Raw genomic sequence first — 21,623 nt, 5'->3', positions numbered from 1 at the left:
AATAATATTTAATACTATATTTTAGTGGCATAAATATCCTGTCGGTATATGTTGTGCTTCCTAAAATTCAAAAAGGTACATGACCTTAAAACTGAAAATAAATAAATGAACCGCTGGTTCCGGCATTCGTTATAAGAAAGAACAACAGGATTCCGTAAAATATATATTCTTTCTTTTTAAATGCGTCCCAAAATTTTGTGCCTTTCGAAAGGTACAATAAATGGTAAATGATTACAGGAATAGAATATAAGAATATATACATATTGAGTTTTACATTACTCTGGAGAAATATATTATGTGCTATTGCCTGAAAATAGCCAAGTGTATATTCAAACTTGGGTAATACAAATAATGGCCATGATAAGGTAAACATACCTACCACAATGAATATTTTGAACGGGTCGAAAAATTTAGGTAACCTGCGTTTCAGTTTGAAATTATCGTTTGCCAGACGTTCAATAGCAAGTAAGCTTCCCTGAACGAATCCCCAAAGAGCGAATCCCCAACCTGCTCCATGCCATATACCTCCTAATGTCATAGTGAGCATTAAGTTGAAGTAAGTCATAAACTTACCTTTACGGCTTCCTCCGAGCGGTATGTATAAATATTGCATCAAAAACGTAGATAACGATATATGCCAGCGTCTCCAGAATTCTTTAAAAGAAGTCGAGATGTATGGAAAGTCAAAGTTTGTTTGAAAATCGTAACCGAATAGTTTGGCAAGCCCTATTGCAATAAGTGAGTAGCCTGCAAAATCGGAGAAGATTTGCATGGTATATCCGAACAGAATTACCAGTAAGTCCATGGATGAATAGGCTTCAAAAAATGGATAGCTGATCCAGAATGTGAAATTTTTCAGATTATCCGCTACAACCATTTTTAAGAAATATCCTACAGTCAGGCTTTTAAAGGCACTTTCCCAGTTTATTTCTTTGAAATATTTATCCATTATTTGAGGATAAAAGTCATGAGCCTTCAATATAGGACCGGCTATAAGGTGTGGGAAAAACGAAATGAAGAACAAGGTCCGTTGAGCGTGTTGTGATAAAGAAACAGGAATAAAACTTTTAGCTTTCTCATTGGCTTCTTTATCCCTCCATACATCAATTAATAAACTGATTCCTTCAAAGGTAAAGAATGAGATACCTATAGGTAACGGTATCATTAAGAGAAAATGTCCTATTGAACCTTCCGGATTGAAAAAAGTAGCCGATATTAACGGGCTATATTTGAAGAAAGCCAGACCGATAACATTGAGGACAACGCCCGTTGTTGCCACAAGCTTTCTTTTTTTCGGGTCTCCATATACTACATAATAACTGGCAGCAATGTTAATTCCGGCAGAAAATAGGAGTAAGAGTGTAAACCAAGGTTGATCGTATGCATAAAAGATCAAACTGGCAATTACTAATATAGATACCTGATGCTTAGATACCTTAGGTAAATAATACAGGGTAAAAGTTATAATAAATAGAATGAGAAATGGAATACTTGTAAATAGCATTGAACTGATTGCTAATTAATTAAGATATAAGAGTAGTGCGAATGTTAATATTCGGGGAAGGAAATAATGTTAAAAGAAAAAAAAGTTACTGCCTAATTGCTTAGGAGTAACTTTTGTTCTTTTGGAAAAGAATTTACTTTCTGATTCCAAGCTCTTTGATGATAGCACGATATCTGTTGATATCTACTTCGATCAGGTAATCCAATAAACGACGACGTTTACCTACCAACATTTTAAGAGCACGTTCAGTGTTATAATCTTTGTGATTTGACTTTAAGTGACCAGTCAAATGCGAAATACGGTACGAAAACAATGCAATCTGCGCTTCAGGTGAGCCAGTATCAGTGTTAGACTTTCCGTATTTAGCGAAGATTTCTTCTTTCTTTTGCGAATCTAAATACATAATTCGTTTTTTTATTTTGATTAAAAATTCGCTGCAAAGATAAGAGTTATTTTCTGACGAACAAATGTTTATGTTGTTTTTTGATTTTGAACTACCTATAAAAATCGGATTTCCCTTCATAATGAAATTTACCAGCTTTCCCCATTAACGAGTCATATCTACGGGCACTGAAGGCATAAGATCCTTCCACGAGAATATAGCGTACACCTTGATCTGATATGTCTGTTTGTTCTATTTTATCTATTGTTATAGTACCTTCTCTTATCTCCTGAGTAAAGAAACCTTCATTGGGGTTTATATAAAGACAGTTGCTAATATTGAACGTCCCAGTTTGAGGAGAGCCATCCGGTACTTCCCAGTCTAGGCTTATCCAAATATTATTTTCCTGTGCTGAAAACATGTAAGAGGTATAAGGAGACCCCAGAATTCCGGTTCTCATAAAATAGAAACCACTCTTAATCTCAAAACGACCTGCGACATCTTTCAAATAATTGGGATTCTCTACTTTTGGCTCTATTTGAAGATCGTCATCTTTACTACACGAAATAATACTCATAAGAAAACCGACTATCATCAATATTCGCGAGGATATTCCCCTTCATAATGAAATGTACCGCCTCGCTCCAGCATCACCAAATTGTAGCTACGAACCTGAAAAGAATAGGATCCTTCCAAAAGAACAGGACGTACACCTATTTTATCTGGTATTATTCCTGAATAATCTATTTTATCTATTGTTACAGTACCTTCTATACTCTGACCAAAGAGAACTTCATTCGGATTTATATAAAAACCAGAACTAATATCGAATGTTCCTATTTGGGATGTATTAGTTGGTATTTCCCAGCAGAGGTATATCCCGATATTATTTTCCTGAGCTGAAAATATATAAGAGGTATGGGAAGCACCCAAGGTTCCACGTATCTTGAGATAAAGACCATTCTTAATTTCAAAATTACCTGCAACATCTCTCAAGTAATTCGGATTCTCTACTTTTGGGTCTGTTTGAATATCGTCATCCTTACTGCAAGAAATGATACTCATAAGAAAGCCGACTATCGTCAATGATATTATTGTTTTTTTCATTTTTTGATCTTTTAAATGGTTTTATCGAGGATTTGAAAGAAATAATACAAAGCTTTTATCGAATTTGTAAGGTTCATTAATCGGAGTAAACAACCTGTGGCTATACCATCCGTCGGAGCTGCCACCCCATCCCCAATTACAATGCACTTGCGTAAAGCGCTCTCTGTAAGACCAGAGTTCTCTATAAAATGGATTATTGTTAGTAGGTAAAATATCTTCCACAAAATAACGATCCCGTTCTTTACGGAATATTCCATCAATAATCCATACATGACCTAATTCCTTTTTAGCTGGATCTATCCTGCTATAATATTCATCAGCCCCTATTAATACGGGATATCCATCGGTTAATTCTGTTAAAATAGTAGTTGCATTAGGAAAATTAGCATACCTCCCCGAAGAATCATATGCATATACATAACCAAATAACTTTAATACATTCCAAATATTATAATCTTGTATACTACTCCCCGTAGGAGTATAATCTATATAACCAACCCCATCTTTACCTATATCATATAATAAACGAGAAACTTCATTTATGCGAGCTTGGCTACCTCCATTTGCAACAGTTTCTATGGTTGGCGTTTGAGTAAGTAAATTCCAGTCATATCCTTGAGGCTTTTTATAATATGCCATCAACTGGCCTAAAGCTACTGCCCCACATCCGGCTTTAGCAGGTTGACCTTCAGGTGTAAAAACCATACTGTTATATGGGGCTGTTTGCTTCCATTTAACTGGGATAAAGCGTGCTTGGTATTCTCTTTTGTCCCATTCTCCGTAATAACCATTATTTTGAAAAAAGCTCTTGTAGTCGGCTTCACTGGCAAATCGCTTGATGTATTTTTCTGTTCCGGAAACACTATTGCATAACCAATCTGCATATTCTTGTACTGATTCACCGTTTAAAATCTCGACATAATCGGATATTCGGGATAACAACAAGGATAATCCAACATTAAATGTTGTGTCAGACAATGAACCATCCGTTGAGTATGCTAACACATCATCAAATCGTTTGTCTGCAAGCATCACTGCAAATCCCGATTTGCCATTAGCTTCTTCAATATTAAATTCATATACAGGAATACTGTCTGCCGAATCTACAGATCTAAGCTTGTTTAGAGCTACTTGGCTCTTGCCGGAATAAGACAATGCGGAAACCGATTTTATTCCGTTTATTTTTATACTATTCCTACTGCTTTTGGTGTATACCCCATTTTGAGCGTTTAAATCATCTATAAAAGAATATAGTATATCAATAGCTTCTTCTTGTGTTTTCATTTTTGTTTCTCCCATATCTAGTTTTAGCTTGTGGGATGATAGATTACTATCTAAATCGCTATTGTCAGTACACGAAGTGAGTAAAATAAAAAGACATAGTGTCATGTAAAAGAAAGATTTCGTCATAATTTTGTGTTTTAAAGTTTGTGTCCTGTTTTAATATCAAATACAGGATCTTATCTTAATAGTAATAATTCTTCGTGTTAAGCGTGTTGCTCTAAATCTTTATTGTCAATCACTTTTGTGTGTGAATGATATAAGATCTTCTTAGAAAGAAATTATTACAAAATTAATTTGAATTGAAGTAATCTCATTTACAATTTTCGCTCGTTTAATTCATAATTTAGATATATGTCAAGAGGTTTTTTAATGTATTAAGAATTTTATTCACATACCAAAAGGGTTAAACGGAGGCATGTATAATACGAGTAGTAAGTGTATTCAGAAAATAAAAGGTTTCTGTATAGTGAGGTGATACTTTAGCCTGGCTGTTTTTTAGTTCAGATTTAATCACAAACAGCTAGAGTCAAAATAAAAGAAGAATTAAATATCTTATATTTACAATCCACTAACAAAAAAATAAATTCACGATGGGAATGTACGAAATTGAAGGAGTTGTAATAGACTCTGTATCTTGTATAGACAATAATAAAGATTTGAAATTGCAGGATAAGCGTAATATTATACATAGTTTATATGAGTTTCAGAAAATGTTTGATACTGGTTATACATATTTTAGAGTATATGATATTTTAAAGAAATATCATTATTTGATAAGTATTCCGATAGATAAGCATCCTGATTATGAGAAATTAAAACCTAAGATAGAAGAGGCTAAAAGAAATAATGAAACATGGTTTTGGTTAGACAACGAATCTTTAATTAAAGATATAGGAAAAGAGGGTAACGGAAAACCTTTATTTCACATAGTGGCGGGTAGTTCGATTTGGCAAAAACTAGTAGATAGTGGTGTAATTGAAGGGGAAGAGAAGCAGGGGGTAACACAATTGCCTTGGCTGGATATGGTAGATATTGTAGTATGTTCGGCAAAAGAGCAAAAGAATACTGACCTTAGTGCACAATGGTATGATACAATGATTTATTTAGTGAGTCCCGATTTAGAATACTGTGATGAGCCTACAGAAACAGATTTATTGAAGATTGAACAAATCCGTGAAAATATATTGTTTGATGAAACTGTATACCCTTTGATCGAAAAGCAATATGCGTTTTCTCGGGGAGCACTGGATTTTCTTAAACAAGATACTCAAGCATCAATTCAACTTTGGATAAAACCATATATATATTGGCTCGAAAATCACTAAAGGAATAAGGATTGATTCCAATCCTTCGCCAATTATTTATTTCAAGGAACTAAAAACGTTTTTTGAATAAATTATGCTAAGAATATGCTACAGGCAGAGTGTTAAGATACTTTGTCTGTTTTGTGTGTTTGGTGGGAGGATATATAATTATTTAAAATACAAGATATTTTTATTGCTTAAAATTGTAAAGTCCATGTTACAATTTACTATATTTGTGTTAATAAAAAAACTAAATAAAAAGATTGCCGTTATAACACTTAAAATGAAGTTAAAGACGATCTTGTAAAATAATAAATAGTAGATTATGGATCTTATTAATGAAATTATTGCCAGAGCTAAAGCAAACAAACAACGCATTGTATTGCCCGAAGGAACAGAAGAAAGAACAATAAAAGCAGCAGACCAATTGCTTGCTGATGGAGTTGCAGAGATTATTCTGATAGGAAATCCTACCGAAATTAAAAATCTGGCAGAAAAATTTAATTTAAGCCATATAGATAAGGCTCATATTGTTGATCCTAAAAATAATGCTAAAAAACAAGAATATGCCGATTTGCTTTTCGAATTGCGTAAAGCAAAAGGTATGACACCCGAACAAGCTGTAACATTGACTGAAGACCCTTTGTATCTGGCTTGTTTGATGATTAAAAACGGAGATGCTGACGGCGAAATTGCCGGAGCTCAAAATACAACCGGAAATGTCTTGCGTCCTGCTCTGCAAATCATAAAAACAGCACCCGGAATTAGTGTAGTTTCAGGAGCATTTATGATGTTTGTGGAGAACAACCAATATGTACCTAATGGAGTACTCGTATTTGCAGACTGTGCAGTAACACCTAATCCTACAGCACCTCAATTGGCAGAAATAGCAATAGCCTCTGCACACACGGCAAGAGCATTGGTTGGCGAAGAGCCTAGAGTTGCCATGCTAAGTTTTTCTACAAAAGGAAGCGCTAAAGACCCGATGGTAGACAAAGTGGTTGAAGCTACAGCTTTGGCGAAAAAATTAGACCCGACTGTAGAAATTGACGGAGAGTTGCAAGCCGATGCGGCGTTGGTTCCATCCGTAGGAAACAGTAAAGCACCCGGAAGTTCGGTTGCCGGTAAAGCCAATGTGCTTGTATTCCCTACATTAGAAGTGGGTAATATCAGTTATAAGCTAGTACAACGCTTGGCGGGTGCCGAAGCAGTAGGTCCAGTTCTTCAAGGTATGGCTGCTCCGGTTAACGATTTGTCGAGAGGTTGTTCTGTAGACGATATATATAAAATGGTAGCTGTAACTGCTAATCAGGCAATAGCTGCAAAAAAGAAATAAGGTCTCAGACCTTTTTTATTGCTTTGGAAAGGTGTTATAATTCAAAGCTTATTATCACTTAATAATCTAATCTGACACTAAATTTATTGAAGTTTAAATAATATAAATATGGCTGAAATAGTAGAACCGATAGAAGGTTACGGATTAAGTAAAAAAGATCAGGAGAGAGCATTATTCTCGAAAATAGGTGTTGTCGGTTGCGGGCGTGATGGACGCAGTATTGTTAATCTGACAGCACAATCGGGTATGGAGGTAGTATTTATCGAAATATCGGAAGATAAAATACAAGATGCTCTGAAAGAAATTGAGCAGAGTTTAGATACAAAAATAGAAAACTGGGGGTTGACTCAAGGCGAAAAACGCGGTACGATGGGACGTATTACAGGATCCTTGGATTATTCGGACCTTAGAGATTGTGATTTCGTAATAGAATGTATTCGTTACGAAGCCAATGGAGCACGCAGTACATCGCTGCGTAAAGAAGTATTCAAAAAATTAGAAGAGGTTTTATCTCCCGATGCTATTATTGCAACCAATGCAACAACAGTAATTATAAGTGAACTTTCGGCAGACCTCAAGTATAAAGAACGTTGCGTGAGTTTACATTTTCCTATTCCTCACAGTGATGCAAAACTACTCGAAATCGTAAAAGGAACATTTACTTCTCCCGAGGTAGTCGAAAAAGTAATCCGTTTCTCTAATCTTATTAAGCACCTTCCGATAGAAGTTCGCGAAAGTAGCGGTTTGGTTAGTATGCGTCTGATGACAGTTATGTTAAATGAAGCATGTCATATATTAATGGAGAACCTGACTTCGATGGAAGATATCGATAAAGAATTCACCGTGATTTATGGACAACGTTATGGCATATTTGAATTAGCGGATCTTTTGGGTATTGAGAAAATTGTTATGCTGATGGAAGACATGTTCAATGAATATGGAGACCGTAAGTACAAAGCATCACCCATTTTGTGGAGACTGTATCACTCAAAACAATACGGAGTGCAAACAGGAAGAGGTTTCTACATCTATGATGAAGCCGGAAAACGTGTGACACCTAACAATTTAATATAAGGTCTCAAACCTTTTTATTGCTTAGGCAGGTATGGCGGCAATAAATTGGTTATAGCTATGAAGTATAGCGATAAATAGTTGAAATTACCTAAGTAAAAGATCATGAAAATATTAGTATTGAACTGCGGAAGTTCGTCCATAAAATATAAGCTTTTCGATATGGAAAGCAAAGATGTGGTTGCCCAGGGAGCCATCGAAAAAATAGGATTAAAAGGTTCTTTTCTCAAATTTCCTTTCAAAAACGATAAAGTTATTCTCGAAGGTGAAATTCTAGAACACAAATCGGGTATAGAATATATATTAGGTGTTCTGACCAGCGAGAAGTATGGTTGTATAAAATCTCTTAGTGAGATTGATGCTGTAGGGCATCGTGTAGTGCATGGTGGTGAAAAGTTCAACAAGAGTGTGCTTATCACTGACGATGTGATGGCAAAGGTTGTGGAATGTATTGATATCGCACCGCTTCACAATCCACCTAATTTGGCAGGTATTAATGCCGTTAAAGATCTGATGGGTGATATTCCTCAGGTGGCAGTATTCGATACGGCATTCCATCAAACTATGCCTTCGAAAGCATATATGTATGGTGTGCCTTATTCATTATACGAAAAATATGCGATACGCCGTTACGGATTTCATGGAACAAGCCACAGATATGTAACCCGTCGTGCCTGCGAATTCTTAGGAGTGCCTTATGAAAATCAAAAAATAGTATCGGCACATATCGGCAACGGAGGCTCTTTGGCTGCCGTAGCAGAAGGTAAATCGGTTGACACAAGCATGGGTATGACTCCTGTTGAAGGTCTGTTGATGGGAACCCGCTCGGGTGATGTTGATGCAGGCGTTTTGTCTTTCATCATGGAAAAAGAAAATGTAGGACCTCAAACCATGTCTACTATCGTTAATAAATTTAGTGGTTTGTTAGGTATTTCGGGATTGTCATCAGACATGAGAGATATACGTGCAGGTGTGGATAAAGGAGATAAGAGAGCCGAACTGGCATTCGATATGTTTACTTACCGTATCAAGAAATATGTAGGTGCTTATGCAGCTGCTTTAGGAGGTATGGATGTTCTTATCTTTACAGGAGGTATCGGTGAGAATCATTCTATAACAAGAGAAGTAGTTTGTAAGGACTTGGAATTTATGGGCGTGAAACTTGATTTTGATAAAAATAACGAAATTCATGGAGATGAGGCTGTAATAAGTACTCCCGATTCGAAAGTGAAGATCGTAGTAATTCCGACCGATGAAGAGTTCATGATCGCTTCCGATACAATGGAAATAGTAAGTGCTTAATTTAGCATATGCTTTAAGTCGAAAAAATAGGTATCAGTTATTTTTAGTTGTTACCTACCAAAACAATAAATAGGCCTGAGACCTTAAAACAAGCCGCAATTAACGATTTAATTGCGGCTTGTTTGCGTAAGATGATGTAAAATATGTAATTTTACATTCTAATTTATGATGTTAGAAGCAATGAAAAAAGATCAAAATAAATCATTTGCCCTTCCTTCCGAATGGCATCCACAAAGTGCTATTCAATTGACATGGCCTCACTATGGTACGGATTGGGATTATATGCTTGAAGAGATAACTACGTGCTATATCAATCTTGCACGCATAATTCTTCAATACCAAAAATTGATCATTGTTTGTCGCGATGATGCAGCTGTTAAGCTGATGCTGAATGTGGATGAAAACCTGCTTAAAAACTTGGTTTTGGTAGAGTTGCCTACTAATGATACTTGGGCACGAGATCATGCCGGAATTTCAGTTTTTGACGAAGACAATAAGAAATACATATTGGATTTTACATTTAATGGTTGGGGACTTAAGTTCCCATCTAATTATGATAATCAGATAAACAGAGGACTTTTTGCTTCTAAGGTTTTTCAATCAGATGTACAATATGTAAATAAGAAAGACTTTGTTCTTGAAGGAGGCGCATTAGAGTCGGACGGAAAAGGCACACTGCTTACGACTTCTGAATGTTTATTGTCTCCTAACCGGAATTCAGCTCTTACAAAATCGGAGATCGAAAACTATCTGATGGATGTTTTTGGTTTAAAAAAGGTTTTATGGTTAGACTATGGTTACTTGGCAGGTGATGATACGGATAGCCATATCGATACATTGGCCCGTTTATGTGATGAGCATACTATTGCTTATGTAAAGTGTGAAGATCAGGCTGATGAGCATTATGATGCTCTTTTACAAATGGAGAAACAAATTAAAAAATTTCGTGATTTCGAAGGTAATCCTTATAAACTCATAAAACTGCCTATGGCGGATAAGGTTATAATAGATGGTCAACGCCTTCCTGCGACCTATGCCAATTTTTTAATAATGAATGAGATTGTTCTCCTTCCATTCTACAATACTCCGAAAGATTTAGTGGCTCAGGAGCAGTTGCAGAAAGCTTTTCCCACACGAAAAGTAATTGGTATAGATTGTTCTGCTATAATTAAACAACATGGATCGTTGCATTGTATTACCATGCAATATCCCGAAGGATTTCTTTAATCTTTTAATATTTAGAAAAATGAAAATAGGAATAGTACAGCAATCAAATACTTCGGATATAGAAGTTAATATAAATAAATTAAAAACGAATATCAGAGACCTTGCTTCTCAAGGAGCTGATCTTGTAGTATTACAGGAATTACACAATTCACTTTATTTCTGCCAAACAGAGAATACGGATGTTTTTGATCTGGCTGAGCCAATCCCAGGGAAATCGACTGATCAGTTTGGTTTGTTAGCTAAGGAACTGGGCGTTGTAATTGTACTTTCTTTGTTTGAGAAAAGGGCTCCAGGCTTGTATCATAATACGGCAGTTGTTCTCGAAAAGGATGGTTCTATAGCCGGTAAATACCGTAAAATGCATATTCCGGATGATCCTGCATATTACGAAAAATTCTACTTTACTCCGGGTGACCTCGGTTTTCAGCCGATTGAAACCTCTTTAGGTAAGCTGGGTATTCTTGTTTGTTGGGATCAGTGGTACCCTGAAGCTGCACGTCTTATGGCTCTGGCCGGAGCTGACATTCTTATATATCCCACAGCTATCGGTTGGGAATCAACTGATTCGGATGATGAAAAGACCAGACAAAGAGATGCATGGACTATTTCTCAACGAGGGCATGCTGTCGCAAACGGATTACACGTAATTTCGGTTAACAGGGTTGGATATGAACCTGATCCATCGAATCAAACTAATGGTATTCAGTTTTGGGGAAGCAGTTTTGTTGCCGGACCTCAAGGTGAGATTCTTTGGCGAGGCTCGGATGACAAGGAGGAAAATCAATTGGTTGAAATTGATATGAAAAGATCTGAGGATGTTCGCCGTATCTGGCCGTTCTTTAGAGACCGTCGCATAGATGCCTTTTCGGAGATCACGAAAAGATTTATTGATTAAAAATTGAGATTTAGTACAATAATTATAAAATCTTTGCGTTCTTCTTTTTGCAGAGGTTAATATAATGTCATGGAAGAAATAAAACTATATAATGTACTGATCATAGGAATTGCATGTGTAATTTCAATAATTATTGAAATGATGCTTTTACCTAGAGTCATTTATATTGCTAAGAAAAAACGATTATTTGATCTACCCGATAAAAGGAAAAAACACAGTTGCCCTATACCTCGTTTAGGTGGAATTACGTTTACACCGGTAATTCTTTTAGTTGCTTTATTTTCTCTCTTTTTAAGATTCAGATTTCAAATTTGGGATGAGGAGCTATTCTTTTATAGAATACCCGAAATCTTACTTTTGGTCTGTGGATTATTAGTCATATACTTATTAGGAGCGAAGGATGATTTGGTTGGTGTAGGTTTCAAAAAGAAATTTGTAATACAATTTTTCGCCTCACTCTGCATCGTAGGTAGTGGTGTATACATCGATAACCTGTACGGCCTATTGGGAATACATGAGATTCCTGCTGTAATAGGAGTCTTGTTAAGTATTGGTCTGATTATGTTTACAACCAATGCTATAAACCTTATTGATGGAGCTGATGGTTTGGCCTCGGGTATAAGTCTTGTAGCTTTAATGATGTATGGTATCTTATTTGGGCTTTATGGAATGTGGACATATGCGGGAATTGCATTTATAATGATAGGCTTGCTTATGCCTTTCTTCTACTATAATTTTTTTCACCCCACACGCAAAATATTCATGGGAGATACAGGGTCATTAACTCTAGGTTATATGTTGGCTTTCATGATGTTGCGGTTGGTTAAATACCCTCCAAGTGTAGAGGTTGTTCCGAGTGGCTTGTTGCTATTGGTCTTGGTTGCCTTATTTATACCTTTATTTGATGCATTAAAGGTGATGTGTGTTCGCATATCTATGGGGAAAGCTCCTTTTTCTCCTGATAGAAATCACATACACCATAAACTGATAGATCTCGGTCTTTCTAAAAAAAGAACCGTATTTGCTGTTGTGGTAACAGGTGTTGCTCTTATTGTGAGTAATTGGATTTTACTTCATTATTTCAATTGTAATATTGTCCTGATAGTTGATTTGGGCATGGGGGTGCTTATAAATATGTTTATATATAGACGTACAAGGCAAATTCAAATATCTAAACCTTCTGTAGTAGAGAAGAAAAAGATCGAAATTGAAAGAGAACAAATCCTTGAAGAATCGGATCTTCGCTAAATCGCTACTCCTATCGTAAATACACTTATCCTTGCCTCGGGGCACGATAGAATGAGTTTTGCACATACTTCGATAGTAGAGCCTGTTGTGATTACATCATCAATAAGTAAAATGTGTTTGCCCTGAAAGAGGTTTTTGTCGCTTATATCAAAAATACCTGTTGTATTTTTCCAGCGTTCGAACCTCGAGTTTTTTGTTTGAGACGGATTGTTTATAATCCGAATAAGATTGTCTTCACTTACCTCAAAACCTGTTTTGCCTGATATTCCTCTGGCAATCATCAAAGCCTGGTTATAACCTCTCTGCTTTAATCTTTTCTTGTGTAAAGGTATAGGCACAATGTAGTCAATCTCTCCGAAAAATCCACTTTTTATAATTTCTTTTCCGCAAATCTCACCCATATATAAGGCAAATTGAGGATTGTTCTTGTATTTGATTTCGTGTATAATTTTTTGAATACTTCCTCCTTTTATGAAATAGGCAAAGGAAGCTATGCGTTCGAAGGGAAAGCGTCCTGCAAAAAATACTTCAAGTTTATTATCCCGAGTGCTAAGATGATTTGTTTTGGGGAGTTTGTGTAAACAGTTTAGACAGATAGATTTTTCATTCTCGATGAGTCTGTCTTCGCAACAAACGCATAATCGGGGGAAAAACAGTTCAAGGAAATGATTCAAAATAGTCTTCGCCATTGGTATCCAATATTTTTGAGAGGCATTTCTTTATCTGATCCAGTGAATATCCTCTCCCCATTCCAAAGCGGACTAATTTAGTCCACCTCTCATAATCATTGGAGGCTTTCACGCTTTTTGCCTTGTTTACCAGTATTTTCATTAGGGGTGTTTCAAAATCGGAACTCTCTATTTCTTCGAAACAAGAATTGATTATGGATTCCGGAATGCGTTTTTTCTTTAATTCAAAGACAATCTTTACTTTTCCCCATTTATTGAATTGTATTTTATCCTTTATAAAACTTCTGCAATAACGTTCTTCATTCAGGAAGTTCTCTTTTTTCAGGCGGGTGATAATTCGTTGAGAGCTTTCTCCATCCAATTCCCACCCTAGCAGTTTCTTGTGTACATCAGATTCAGCCCTTTCTGCTTTGGAGCAGTAAGCGGCAATCTTCGGCAAAGCTTGGGTTTCGGAGTATTTCATTTGCGGTGGTATTCGGCTCTTACCATGCGGTCGTTTCCTGAGATATCTTTGATCAATCGGATTTCTGAGAAGTTTTTGTCTTCGAGCATTTTTATGGTTTCCTGTCCTTTAGCTCTGTTGATCTCAAAATATAACTTACCTCCGTTTGTCAATAATTGAATAGCAACATCGGCAATTCGATTGTAGAATAGAAGTGGATCGTTATCTGCAACAAAAAGGGCGGTATGAGGTTCATAATCCAATACATTGGCGTGCATATCCGTTTTTTCGGAATCCAAAACATAGGGAGGATTACTAACAGTGATATCGAAATGCTGATCAGTCGGATAATCAGAGAGTATATCTACCTGATCAAATGATACATTCACAGAATTGCTTTTGCTGTTAAGTGTGGCAACTGCTAAGGCTTTTTCTGATATATCCCAGCCTTTTACAGAGGCTTTCGGGAGGTGTTTTTGTAAAGAGATGGCAATGCATCCACTGCCTGTTCCAATGTCTAATATGTGGGGTTGGGTTCCCTTATTCTCATTCAAAATGAGTTCTACTAATTCTTCGGTTTCGGGTCTTGGAATAAGGACATCTTGATTGACCGTAAATCGCAATCCGTAAAACTCGGTTTCTCCTAATATGTATTGTATAGGTTCGAATCTTTGAAGACGTTCTACAATCTTGTCTATTTTTAGAACCTCTTCTGACGTTATTTTCGTATTTTTGTCAGATAAAAGTGCCGGCATAGAAGATTTAGTGACGTGTTCGATCAATAATCTAACAAGTCCCGATATTTCATTGTCTGGATAAAATCCGGATAATGATTTTCGGATATTTTGGAGTATATCTTGCATATCGGCAAAATTAAATAAATTAGAGGAAAGGACAAGTTTACTTTGAATCTTTCTTCCGGAAGGTAAAGAAACAGGAATAAAATGCTAACAGACGAAAAATATATGCAACGTTGCTTGCAGTTGGCTTCCAACGGAAAAGGTCATGTTGCGCCCAATCCTATGGTAGGAGCTGTAGTGGTACACGATGGTAAAATAATAGGAGAGGGCTATCATCGTCAGTATGGGAAAGCTCACGCTGAAGTGAATGCAATAAACAGTGTTTCAGATAAAAATCTGTTGAAAGAATCAACCATTTACGTTTCTTTAGAACCCTGCTCTCATTACGGGAAAACACCTCCCTGCTCGCAATTAATTATTGATATGCAGATTCCCCGGGTTGTGATTGCCACTCTCGATCCCTACCATAAAGTATCGGGACGTGGAGTGAAGATGTTACAGGAAGCCGGGATTGAAGTTGTAATAGGGGTACTGGAAAAGCAAGCAAGGTTTCAAAACAAGGAGTTCTTTGTTTCGCAAACTCAAAACAGACCTTATATATACCTTAAATGGGCACAAACAAGCGATGGTTTTATTGATAAAAAAAGAAAAGAGGGTGAGGCTATAGAACCTACTCCCATTTCTAATAATTTAACGAAGACATTGGTTCATAAATTGAGGTCAGAGGTTTCGGCTATCATGATTGCAACCAATACGGCAGTAAACGATAATCCGTCACTTACTACCCGTTTATGGTTTGGTAAAAATCCCCATCGGATAATTCTCGATAGAAACAGGCGAATCCCTGAGAACTATCACCTTTTTGACAACAGTGTAAACACAATACTGTTTACCGAAAAAGTCGAGAGCAAAATCGTAAACGATAAAACCAATTTTATTCCTCTTAAGTTTGATGAACATTTGATTCCTTCGGTTTTAAAAGAGTTAAATAAAAGAAAGATAAATTCGTTACTTGTTGAGGGTGGAGCAACTCTTTTACAGAGTTTTATTGACCTCGGAGCTTGGGACGAAGCCTATATAGAAATAGCCGACAGACGCTTTGTAGAGGGAACAAAAGCCCCCAACATACGGGGTGAAGTTGTTGATGATCGAAAAATCATTGACTCACAAGCCATACATTTGGTAAACACTCAGAATTATAAAATATTATAAATATTAGGTTTCTTCGGGTTTTAGTGGAAAATCTTTCTATTTTTGCACACTGATACTGTATAAAACCGTATAAACAAAATGAATATAAAGTATATAACTTACCTGTTATCGGGTTTACTTCTTTTTCTCTTATTTCCATCTTGCAGTGATAATGACACTACTACTAACTATAATTCGTCATCAAAGGATGCTCAAATCTATTCGTTTGGAATTAGTGCCATAGCCCCAATAAGCAAAGACTCGGTGAAGAGAGCGCAGGATTCTATTCGATTTATACAGGTAAACAAGACTCGATTTGCCATTGATCAGGTAGCCGGAGTTATTTATAATCCGGATTCTTTGCCTTTTGGCACAGTGTTAGATACGGTTAAAGTGGCAATAACTTTTAATCCAAGTTCATCACCAAGTCAGGTGTTGATCACAACGCCGGATTCTATTAATGGTTATATCTGGAATTTGACGGATTCTGTCAGTTTCGGAAAACTACCTGTAAAGTTCACGGTAACATCACAGGGAGGAACTCTTAAATCTTATAACATTGATATCCGCACTCACAAAATAGATCCCGACACCATGCTCTGGAAGCAAATGACTTCTTATCCAAGCACGTTTGGGGAATCTAAAACGATACTAAAAAGCAGTGTATTTTACACTTATGGTCTCAATGGAAGTACACCTCTTTTATATACAGCCGATAAAGGGTCTGTAAATTGGGCTAAACAAACACTATCAGGTTTTCCTGCTGCGGTAAAAGCAGAGAGTATATTCTTAAGGAATGATGTTTTCTATGCTTTAGATAAAACAGGCAATTCATACTCGTCAGTAAATGGTAAGGATTGGACTAAATTAACGAACGGCAAAACGGTAATCTCTATTTTAGGTGTTCTGCCTGCAGCCAATAGGGTTGATGATCAGTTATTAGTTACATACAATAATGGTGGTAAATACTATTTTGGAAAAACGAAGGACTTAGTTACTATCACAGAGGTTTCAACTATAAGTGTTTCACCTACAGATAACCAGGTTCCCTCAAACTTTCCTTTGCAGAAAGCGGCATCTTTTACAAGCGTAAGCACTAATAAGAATAAAAGAATGCTTATTTTAACCGGTGGAGTCAATACCGCAGGAGCAGAATTGAGCTATACATGGCTTATAAAAGATTCGGATGACGGGTTAGAGATGTCTCCATTTATAAAAAATACACTTTTTAAAGGAGCCGGGCTTTCTAATTTTGTATATGGCGATAAGTTATATGCTTTAAGTAATAATAAATTCTATATCTCAGCTTTATGGGGAGAGTCATGGATAGTAGCTCCCAATAAGCAAAAATTAGACCCTAAGATTTCGGCAAGAACGGGGCAAACAGCAATTGTTGATGACAGTAACTATATCTGGATATTCGGAGGAGTGTCCGGTGGTAAAGGTGTGAGTGATGTATGGAAAGGACGTTTAAACAGCCTTATCCCCTAATCGCTTTGAGCAGTAACACATCAGTAATTTAACTGTCTAAAGTGCTTCGATGTTATGTTAAATCGAAAATAAAAAGGTTTTAGACCTTATTTGCAGAACAAAAATATTTTGATGACAAAAAACAAACATGAAAATAGTAACAAGATATATGTTCTCCTGTTAATTTTCATGGGGTTGATTTCTTCTGTAAATATATCTGCTCAAGAGTATGAGTATGAAATAGGAGGAATGACAGGTATCTCGACCTATATGGGAGATGCTAATAAAAACAACCCGTTTATGAGTCCTAATTTTGCAATGGGGGTAGTATTAAGATATAATCGCAACTTCAGATGGGCTTATAAGGCCAATTTTGTAGTTGGAGGAGTTTCGGGCGATACACGTAAATCGGGAAATGTTTTTCCTAATGGACAAAATACTTCGTTCAGCAGAACGTTTTATGAAGTAGGAGGGCAGATTGAATATAATTTCTTTCATTATAGCGATAAGTATCAGTATCTGGGAACGAGGCGATTTTCACCTTATATCTTTACCGGATTGGGAATGACAATCGGTTCCGGCGAAGAAACATTTATGGGAATGAATTTACCCTTAGGAATCGGACTAAAATATAAATGGAAAGACCGTTTGAATCTGGGTTTTGAGTTTTCGTTCAGAAAGCTTTTTGGAGATTCGTTCGATGTAACCAAGAAAACAGGAGGCTTGTCGTTGGATGATCCTTATAAAATAGAAAGTAGTTTTTTCAAGAATAAAGATTGGTATCTTTTGACTATGTTTTCTGTTACCTGGGATTTTGGAGTACGTAGCAAATCATGTGTAGATAGTCTTTATTGAGTACCTTAGGTTCTAATGAATACTTACGAAAGCAATAAAAAGGTCTTGGACCTTAATTCATATATAAAAGACAAAATAGATGTCGCTTTTAGAAAAAATAAATAAAGATCAGTTACCAAACCATGTTGCTATTATAATGGATGGCAATGGTCGTTGGGCGAAGCAACGCAATCTTGACAGGACATTTGGGCATAGAGAAGGTGCCGTGTCTGTGCGTAATGTAATAGAAACTGCAGCAAGACTGGGAATTTCTTATATAACATTATATACTTTTTCGACGGAAAACTGGAACAGACCTGCTGAAGAAGTTGAGGCTCTGATGTCTTTATTGATTGAATCTGTAGCAAGAGAAACTCCCGATCTTCTTAAAAATAATATAAGACTTAAGGCGATAGGCGATTTGGATCGTTTGCCAGCACCTACTCGTGCGGCACTTGACGGATGTATTCAGGAAACCTCTGTGAGTACAGGCCTTACGTTGGTTTTGGCTTTAAGCTATTCGGCACGATGGGAAATAACAGAAGCAACTAAAAAGATTGCCGCTGCTATAAACTCTGGTGAATTGACTAACGTTGATGAGTCTACGGTAAGTGATTTTTTGACAACAAAAGGTATACCCGACCCCGATTTATTGATTCGTACAGGGGGCGAAATCCGCATAAGTAACTTTCTTTTATGGCAGGCTGCTTATGCAGAATTCCATTTTACAGAAACGTTATGGCCTGACTTCCGTGAGGAATCTTTGTATGAAGCTGTAGTTGATTATCAATGCCGCGAGAGACGTTTTGGAAAGACAAGCGAACAAATCAACCGTTAATCGAATTAAACAAAAAAAGAATATGCTCAAAAGAGGTTTATTTGCTTTATTATTATCATCTTTTATATTTAAGATTGACGCACAAGTTCAAGCGACGGATAGTGTGGCGGTGAAAGCGGTGAATGAAGCAATAGCGAATTCAACTAGTTCTGTGGATAATGGTCCACTTCCTGTTATAACCTATACTCTTACTCCTAAAAAGTATGAGATTGCCGATATAACAGTAACGGGCGTGAAAAATTCGATGTACGAAGATTTTGTTCTGATTGGGTTTTCAGGTTTATCCGTAGGAGATAAGATTGAGATACCCGGTACGGAAGTAACAAATGCTGTAAGACGTTTCTGGAAACAGGGACTTTTTTCTGATATAAAAATTACTGCGACTAAGATATCAGGCGATAAAATTTGGCTGAATATCGATTTAAAAGATCGTCCCCGTATTTCCGATATATCCTATGAAGGGGTAAAGAAAGGAGAAAGAGAAGATCTTGAAAGCAAAATCGGTATGGTAAAGGGTAATCAGATTACCCCTAATATGGTTGACAGAGCAAAAAGTATCATAAAAAAATATTTTGATGACAAAGGTTTTAATAATGCTGTAGTTACTGTTACTCAGAATCCCGATTTATCAAAAGAAAATCAGATAATTCTTAATATAGCAATAGACAAGAAAGAAAAGATTAAAGTATATGACATCAGTATCGAAGGTAACGAAGAAGTTTCTGATGATGCTTTAGAGAAAGCAATGAAGAAAACAAGACATAAACATACTATGTCTGCCAAAGTTCGTAACTTCCTTCGTTCTACAAACTATGTTCCCGAAAGCTATGAGCTGGATAAAGAGAATTTAATTGCAAAATATAACGAATTAGGATATCGTGATGCACGAATCTTATGGGATACAGTATATAAATACAATGATAAGAAAGTAAAAATAGATATTAAGTTAGACGAAGGTCAACAATATTTTATACGTCGTATCAACTGGGTGGGTAACACTGAATACTCTACAGATCAATTGAACAATGTGTTGAATATGAGAGCCGGCGATATTTATAACCAGAAGAAACTATCAGCTCGTTTAACAGGAGATGAAGATGCCGTAGGTAATTACTACTATTACAATAATGGTTATATATTTTATCAGGCAGACCCTGTAGAAGTAAATATCGACAGAGACTCGGTTGACTTGGAAATACGTATCGTTGAAGGTCCTAAGGCTACAATTCGAAAAGTAATGATTTCGGGTAATGATCGTCTGTATGAAGATATTGTCAGACGCGAACTTAGAACCAAACCGGGAGCACTATTTAGTCGTGATGACCTGATGCGTTCGTTACGTGAAATCTCTCAAATGGGGCACTTCGATCCGGAGAAAATGCAACCCGATATTCAGCCAGATCCTGAATCAGGAACTGTAGATATAGGATATCCATTGGTGTCTAAAGCAAATGATCAGGTTGAGTTCTCTGCAGGATGGGGACAAACAGGTATATTGGGTCGTTTAAGTTTGAAGTTTACTAACTTCTCATTGAAAAACTTATTAAATCCGGGATCATATAAAGGAATTATACCACAAGGTGAGGGACAAACTTTACAATTGAGTGGACAAACGAATGGTAAATACTACCAATCGTATTCAATATCGTTTACAGATCCTTGGTTTGGAGGAAAACGTCCTAACTTCTTATCTGTAGGAGCATACTATTCTATCCAGACAGGTGTAAACAGTAGCTTCTTTAACAATAGCTATTTGAATAACTTCTATAATAATCAGTATAGTTCGGGTTTTCAAGAATCATATCTGAATAACTCTCTGGATCCTGATAAATCGATCAAAACCTTTGGTGTATCGGTTGGATATGGAAAGCGTTTGAATTGGCCGGATGACTACTTCCAATTAGAAGGAGGTTTATCGTACCAATTATATAGCATGAAAAACTGGGATTATTTCTTGGTTCGTAACGGACAAAGTCATAACATCAGTGCTTCTGTAACCTTGTCTCGTAACTCTATCGATAATCCGATTTATACTCGTAGAGGTACTCAGTTTTCATTGAGCGTACAAGCAACACCTCCTTATTCAGCATGGAATGGAGTTGATTACAGTAACCCCGATTTAGATGCAGGAGAGAAATACAGATGGGTAGAATATCACAAATGGAAATTTAAATCTAAAACATTTACGTCACTGATGCCTTCTATACAGAAGACTCCTGTATTGATGACACGTGCCGAATATGGTTTAGTCGGCTATTATAACAAACACAAGAAATCGCCTTTCGAAACATTCTATATGGGGGGAGACGGTATGTCGGGAGCTTCTTCCGGATATGCAACCGAAATCGTAGGATTACGTGGATATGAAAACGGATCTATCGGATATTATGCAAGTGCATATACTCGTTTAGCTTTGGAGCTTCGTTATCCACTGATACTTGAGCCTTCATCAACAATCTATATATTATCGTTTGTAGAGGCAGGTAATGCTTGGAGCGATATTAAAGATCTTAATCCATTTGACTTAAAACGTTCTGCCGGATTTGGTGCACGTATTATGTTGCCTATGATCGGACTTATTGGTATTGACTGGGCTTATGGATTCGATAAAGTAAACGGTAGCCGCCAATATGGAGGTAGCCAATTCCACTTTATTATCGGTCAAGAGTTTTAATAAATGTTGATTTTAACACTATTTA

The 21,623-nt window shown here is 36.5% G+C and carries 20 protein-coding genes; 12 read left to right on the top strand and 8 right to left on the bottom strand.

Annotated features, from left to right (window positions below; translation table 11 throughout):
- Positions 1-85: 85 nt before the first annotated feature.
- The 5 genes from G7050_RS06625 to G7050_RS06605 all read right to left on the bottom strand — a co-directional run bounded on the left by G7050_RS06625 (position 86) and on the right by G7050_RS06605 (position 4,403).
- Positions 86-1,504 carry an MBOAT family protein gene (locus G7050_RS06625; RefSeq protein ID WP_166112922.1) on the bottom strand — a complete coding sequence of 473 codons (1,419 nt, stop codon included), beginning with the start codon at positions 1,502-1,504 and terminating at the stop codon, positions 86-88.
- A gap of 133 nt (positions 1,505-1,637) precedes the next feature.
- Entirely contained in the window at positions 1,638-1,907 is a 270-nt protein-coding gene (gene rpsO / locus G7050_RS06620) for a 30S ribosomal protein S15 (protein ID WP_050709170.1), read from the bottom strand.
- 91 nt (positions 1,908-1,998) lie between these two features.
- A complete protein-coding gene (locus tag G7050_RS06615) occupies positions 1,999-2,463 on the bottom strand; it encodes a hypothetical protein (RefSeq protein ID WP_166112919.1) in 465 nt (154 codons plus the stop codon).
- Between the two features lie 17 nt (positions 2,464-2,480).
- Complete coding sequence (locus tag G7050_RS06610) at positions 2,481-2,993, bottom strand: hypothetical protein (protein WP_166112917.1); 513 nt, start codon at positions 2,991-2,993, stop codon at positions 2,481-2,483.
- A gap of 21 nt (positions 2,994-3,014) precedes the next feature.
- A complete protein-coding gene (locus tag G7050_RS06605) occupies positions 3,015-4,403 on the bottom strand; it encodes a C10 family peptidase (protein ID WP_166112914.1) in 1,389 nt (462 codons plus the stop codon).
- 464 nt (positions 4,404-4,867) lie between these two features.
- Here G7050_RS06605 and G7050_RS06600 point away from each other — a divergent pair, with 464 nt between their 5' ends.
- The 7 genes from G7050_RS06600 (at position 4,868) to G7050_RS06570 (ending at position 12,660) form a co-directional block, all read left to right on the top strand.
- The gene (locus G7050_RS06600; RefSeq protein WP_166112911.1) at positions 4,868-5,602 is read left to right on the top strand and encodes a hypothetical protein; all 735 of its coding nucleotides are present in this window, start codon (positions 4,868-4,870) and stop codon (positions 5,600-5,602) included.
- Between the two features lie 304 nt (positions 5,603-5,906).
- The gene (pta, locus tag G7050_RS06595) at positions 5,907-6,917 is read left to right on the top strand and encodes a phosphate acetyltransferase (protein ID WP_166112909.1); all 1,011 of its coding nucleotides are present in this window, start codon (positions 5,907-5,909) and stop codon (positions 6,915-6,917) included.
- Positions 6,918-7,025: 108 nt separating this feature from the next.
- Positions 7,026-7,991, top strand: a complete 966-nt coding sequence (locus tag G7050_RS06590) for a 3-hydroxyacyl-CoA dehydrogenase family protein (protein ID WP_166112907.1) — start codon at positions 7,026-7,028, stop codon at positions 7,989-7,991.
- 102 nt (positions 7,992-8,093) lie between these two features.
- Entirely contained in the window at positions 8,094-9,290 is a 1,197-nt protein-coding gene (locus G7050_RS06585; RefSeq protein ID WP_166112905.1) for an acetate kinase, read from the top strand.
- Positions 9,291-9,455: 165 nt separating this feature from the next.
- A complete protein-coding gene (locus tag G7050_RS06580; RefSeq protein ID WP_255499273.1) occupies positions 9,456-10,517 on the top strand; it encodes an agmatine deiminase family protein in 1,062 nt (353 codons plus the stop codon).
- Between the two features lie 19 nt (positions 10,518-10,536).
- A complete protein-coding gene (locus G7050_RS06575) occupies positions 10,537-11,412 on the top strand; it encodes a carbon-nitrogen hydrolase (protein WP_166112903.1) in 876 nt (291 codons plus the stop codon).
- A gap of 69 nt (positions 11,413-11,481) precedes the next feature.
- Positions 11,482-12,660 (top strand): MraY family glycosyltransferase, encoded by a 1,179-nt coding sequence (locus tag G7050_RS06570; RefSeq protein ID WP_166112900.1) that lies wholly within the window; start codon positions 11,482-11,484, stop codon positions 12,658-12,660.
- Here the strand turns inward: G7050_RS06570 and G7050_RS06565 are convergent.
- The 3 genes from G7050_RS06565 to prmC are packed head-to-tail and all read right to left on the bottom strand — an operon-like array spanning position 12,657 to position 14,654.
- Complete coding sequence (locus G7050_RS06565; protein WP_166112898.1) at positions 12,657-13,349, bottom strand: ComF family protein; 693 nt, start codon at positions 13,347-13,349, stop codon at positions 12,657-12,659. The genes G7050_RS06570 and G7050_RS06565 overlap by 4 nt on opposite strands.
- Positions 13,318-13,812 (bottom strand): regulatory protein RecX, encoded by a 495-nt coding sequence (locus G7050_RS06560; protein ID WP_166112896.1) that lies wholly within the window; start codon positions 13,810-13,812, stop codon positions 13,318-13,320. Before G7050_RS06560 ends, G7050_RS06565 begins: the two co-directional genes overlap by 32 nt.
- Positions 13,809-14,654 (bottom strand): peptide chain release factor N(5)-glutamine methyltransferase, encoded by an 846-nt coding sequence (prmC, locus tag G7050_RS06555; protein WP_166112894.1) that lies wholly within the window; start codon positions 14,652-14,654, stop codon positions 13,809-13,811. Before prmC ends, G7050_RS06560 begins: the two co-directional genes overlap by 4 nt.
- Positions 14,655-14,735: 81 nt before the next feature.
- Here prmC and ribD point away from each other — a divergent pair, with 81 nt between their 5' ends.
- From ribD to G7050_RS06530, 5 genes are all read left to right on the top strand, one after another.
- Entirely contained in the window at positions 14,736-15,803 is a 1,068-nt protein-coding gene (gene ribD, locus G7050_RS06550; RefSeq protein WP_166112891.1) for a bifunctional diaminohydroxyphosphoribosylaminopyrimidine deaminase/5-amino-6-(5-phosphoribosylamino)uracil reductase RibD, read from the top strand.
- Positions 15,804-15,881: 78 nt separating this feature from the next.
- On the top strand, positions 15,882-17,273 hold the full coding sequence (locus G7050_RS06545; RefSeq protein WP_166112888.1) for a DUF6242 domain-containing protein: 1,392 nt from the start codon (positions 15,882-15,884) through the stop codon (positions 17,271-17,273).
- A gap of 111 nt (positions 17,274-17,384) precedes the next feature.
- A complete protein-coding gene (locus G7050_RS06540) occupies positions 17,385-18,107 on the top strand; it encodes a DUF6089 family protein (protein WP_166112885.1) in 723 nt (240 codons plus the stop codon).
- 79 nt (positions 18,108-18,186) lie between these two features.
- Positions 18,187-18,924 (top strand): isoprenyl transferase, encoded by a 738-nt coding sequence (locus tag G7050_RS06535; RefSeq protein WP_166112882.1) that lies wholly within the window; start codon positions 18,187-18,189, stop codon positions 18,922-18,924.
- Between the two features lie 22 nt (positions 18,925-18,946).
- Positions 18,947-21,598 carry an outer membrane protein assembly factor gene (locus G7050_RS06530; protein ID WP_166112879.1) on the top strand — a complete coding sequence of 884 codons (2,652 nt, stop codon included), beginning with the start codon at positions 18,947-18,949 and terminating at the stop codon, positions 21,596-21,598.
- Positions 21,599-21,623: the final 25 nt, after the last annotated feature.

Source organism: Dysgonomonas sp. HDW5A (genome assembly GCF_011299555.1).
In the GTDB taxonomy this organism is placed as follows: Bacteria; Bacteroidota; Bacteroidia; order Bacteroidales; family Dysgonomonadaceae; genus Dysgonomonas_A.
Note: the sequence above shows the minus strand (reverse complement) of the source record. Positions and strands in the feature narration are given on the sequence as shown.

Coding starts and splice junctions, on each gene's coding strand:
- G7050_RS06570 (WP_166112900.1), top strand. CDS start 11,482: ATGGAAGAAATAAAACTATATAATGTACTGATCATAGGAATTGCATGT.
- pta (WP_166112909.1), top strand. CDS start 5,907: ATGGATCTTATTAATGAAATTATTGCCAGAGCTAAAGCAAACAAACAA.
- G7050_RS06605 (WP_166112914.1), bottom strand. CDS start 4,403: ATGACGAAATCTTTCTTTTACATGACACTATGTCTTTTTATTTTACTC.
- rpsO (WP_050709170.1), bottom strand. CDS start 1,907: ATGTATTTAGATTCGCAAAAGAAAGAAGAAATCTTCGCTAAATACGGA.
- G7050_RS06615 (WP_166112919.1), bottom strand. CDS start 2,463: ATGAGTATTATTTCGTGTAGTAAAGATGACGATCTTCAAATAGAGCCA.
- G7050_RS06565 (WP_166112898.1), bottom strand. CDS start 13,349: ATGGCGAAGACTATTTTGAATCATTTCCTTGAACTGTTTTTCCCCCGA.
- prmC (WP_166112894.1), bottom strand. CDS start 14,654: ATGCAAGATATACTCCAAAATATCCGAAAATCATTATCCGGATTTTAT.
- G7050_RS06545 (WP_166112888.1), top strand. CDS start 15,882: ATGAATATAAAGTATATAACTTACCTGTTATCGGGTTTACTTCTTTTT.
- G7050_RS06560 (WP_166112896.1), bottom strand. CDS start 13,812: ATGAAATACTCCGAAACCCAAGCTTTGCCGAAGATTGCCGCTTACTGC.
- ribD (WP_166112891.1), top strand. CDS start 14,736: ATGCTAACAGACGAAAAATATATGCAACGTTGCTTGCAGTTGGCTTCC.
- G7050_RS06590 (WP_166112907.1), top strand. CDS start 7,026: ATGGCTGAAATAGTAGAACCGATAGAAGGTTACGGATTAAGTAAAAAA.
- G7050_RS06625 (WP_166112922.1), bottom strand. CDS start 1,504: ATGCTATTTACAAGTATTCCATTTCTCATTCTATTTATTATAACTTTT.
- G7050_RS06585 (WP_166112905.1), top strand. CDS start 8,094: ATGAAAATATTAGTATTGAACTGCGGAAGTTCGTCCATAAAATATAAG.
- G7050_RS06540 (WP_166112885.1), top strand. CDS start 17,385: ATGACAAAAAACAAACATGAAAATAGTAACAAGATATATGTTCTCCTG.
- G7050_RS06580 (WP_255499273.1), top strand. CDS start 9,456: ATGATGTTAGAAGCAATGAAAAAAGATCAAAATAAATCATTTGCCCTT.
- G7050_RS06535 (WP_166112882.1), top strand. CDS start 18,187: ATGTCGCTTTTAGAAAAAATAAATAAAGATCAGTTACCAAACCATGTT.
- G7050_RS06575 (WP_166112903.1), top strand. CDS start 10,537: ATGAAAATAGGAATAGTACAGCAATCAAATACTTCGGATATAGAAGTT.
- G7050_RS06610 (WP_166112917.1), bottom strand. CDS start 2,993: ATGAAAAAAACAATAATATCATTGACGATAGTCGGCTTTCTTATGAGT.
- G7050_RS06530 (WP_166112879.1), top strand. CDS start 18,947: ATGCTCAAAAGAGGTTTATTTGCTTTATTATTATCATCTTTTATATTT.
- G7050_RS06600 (WP_166112911.1), top strand. CDS start 4,868: ATGGGAATGTACGAAATTGAAGGAGTTGTAATAGACTCTGTATCTTGT.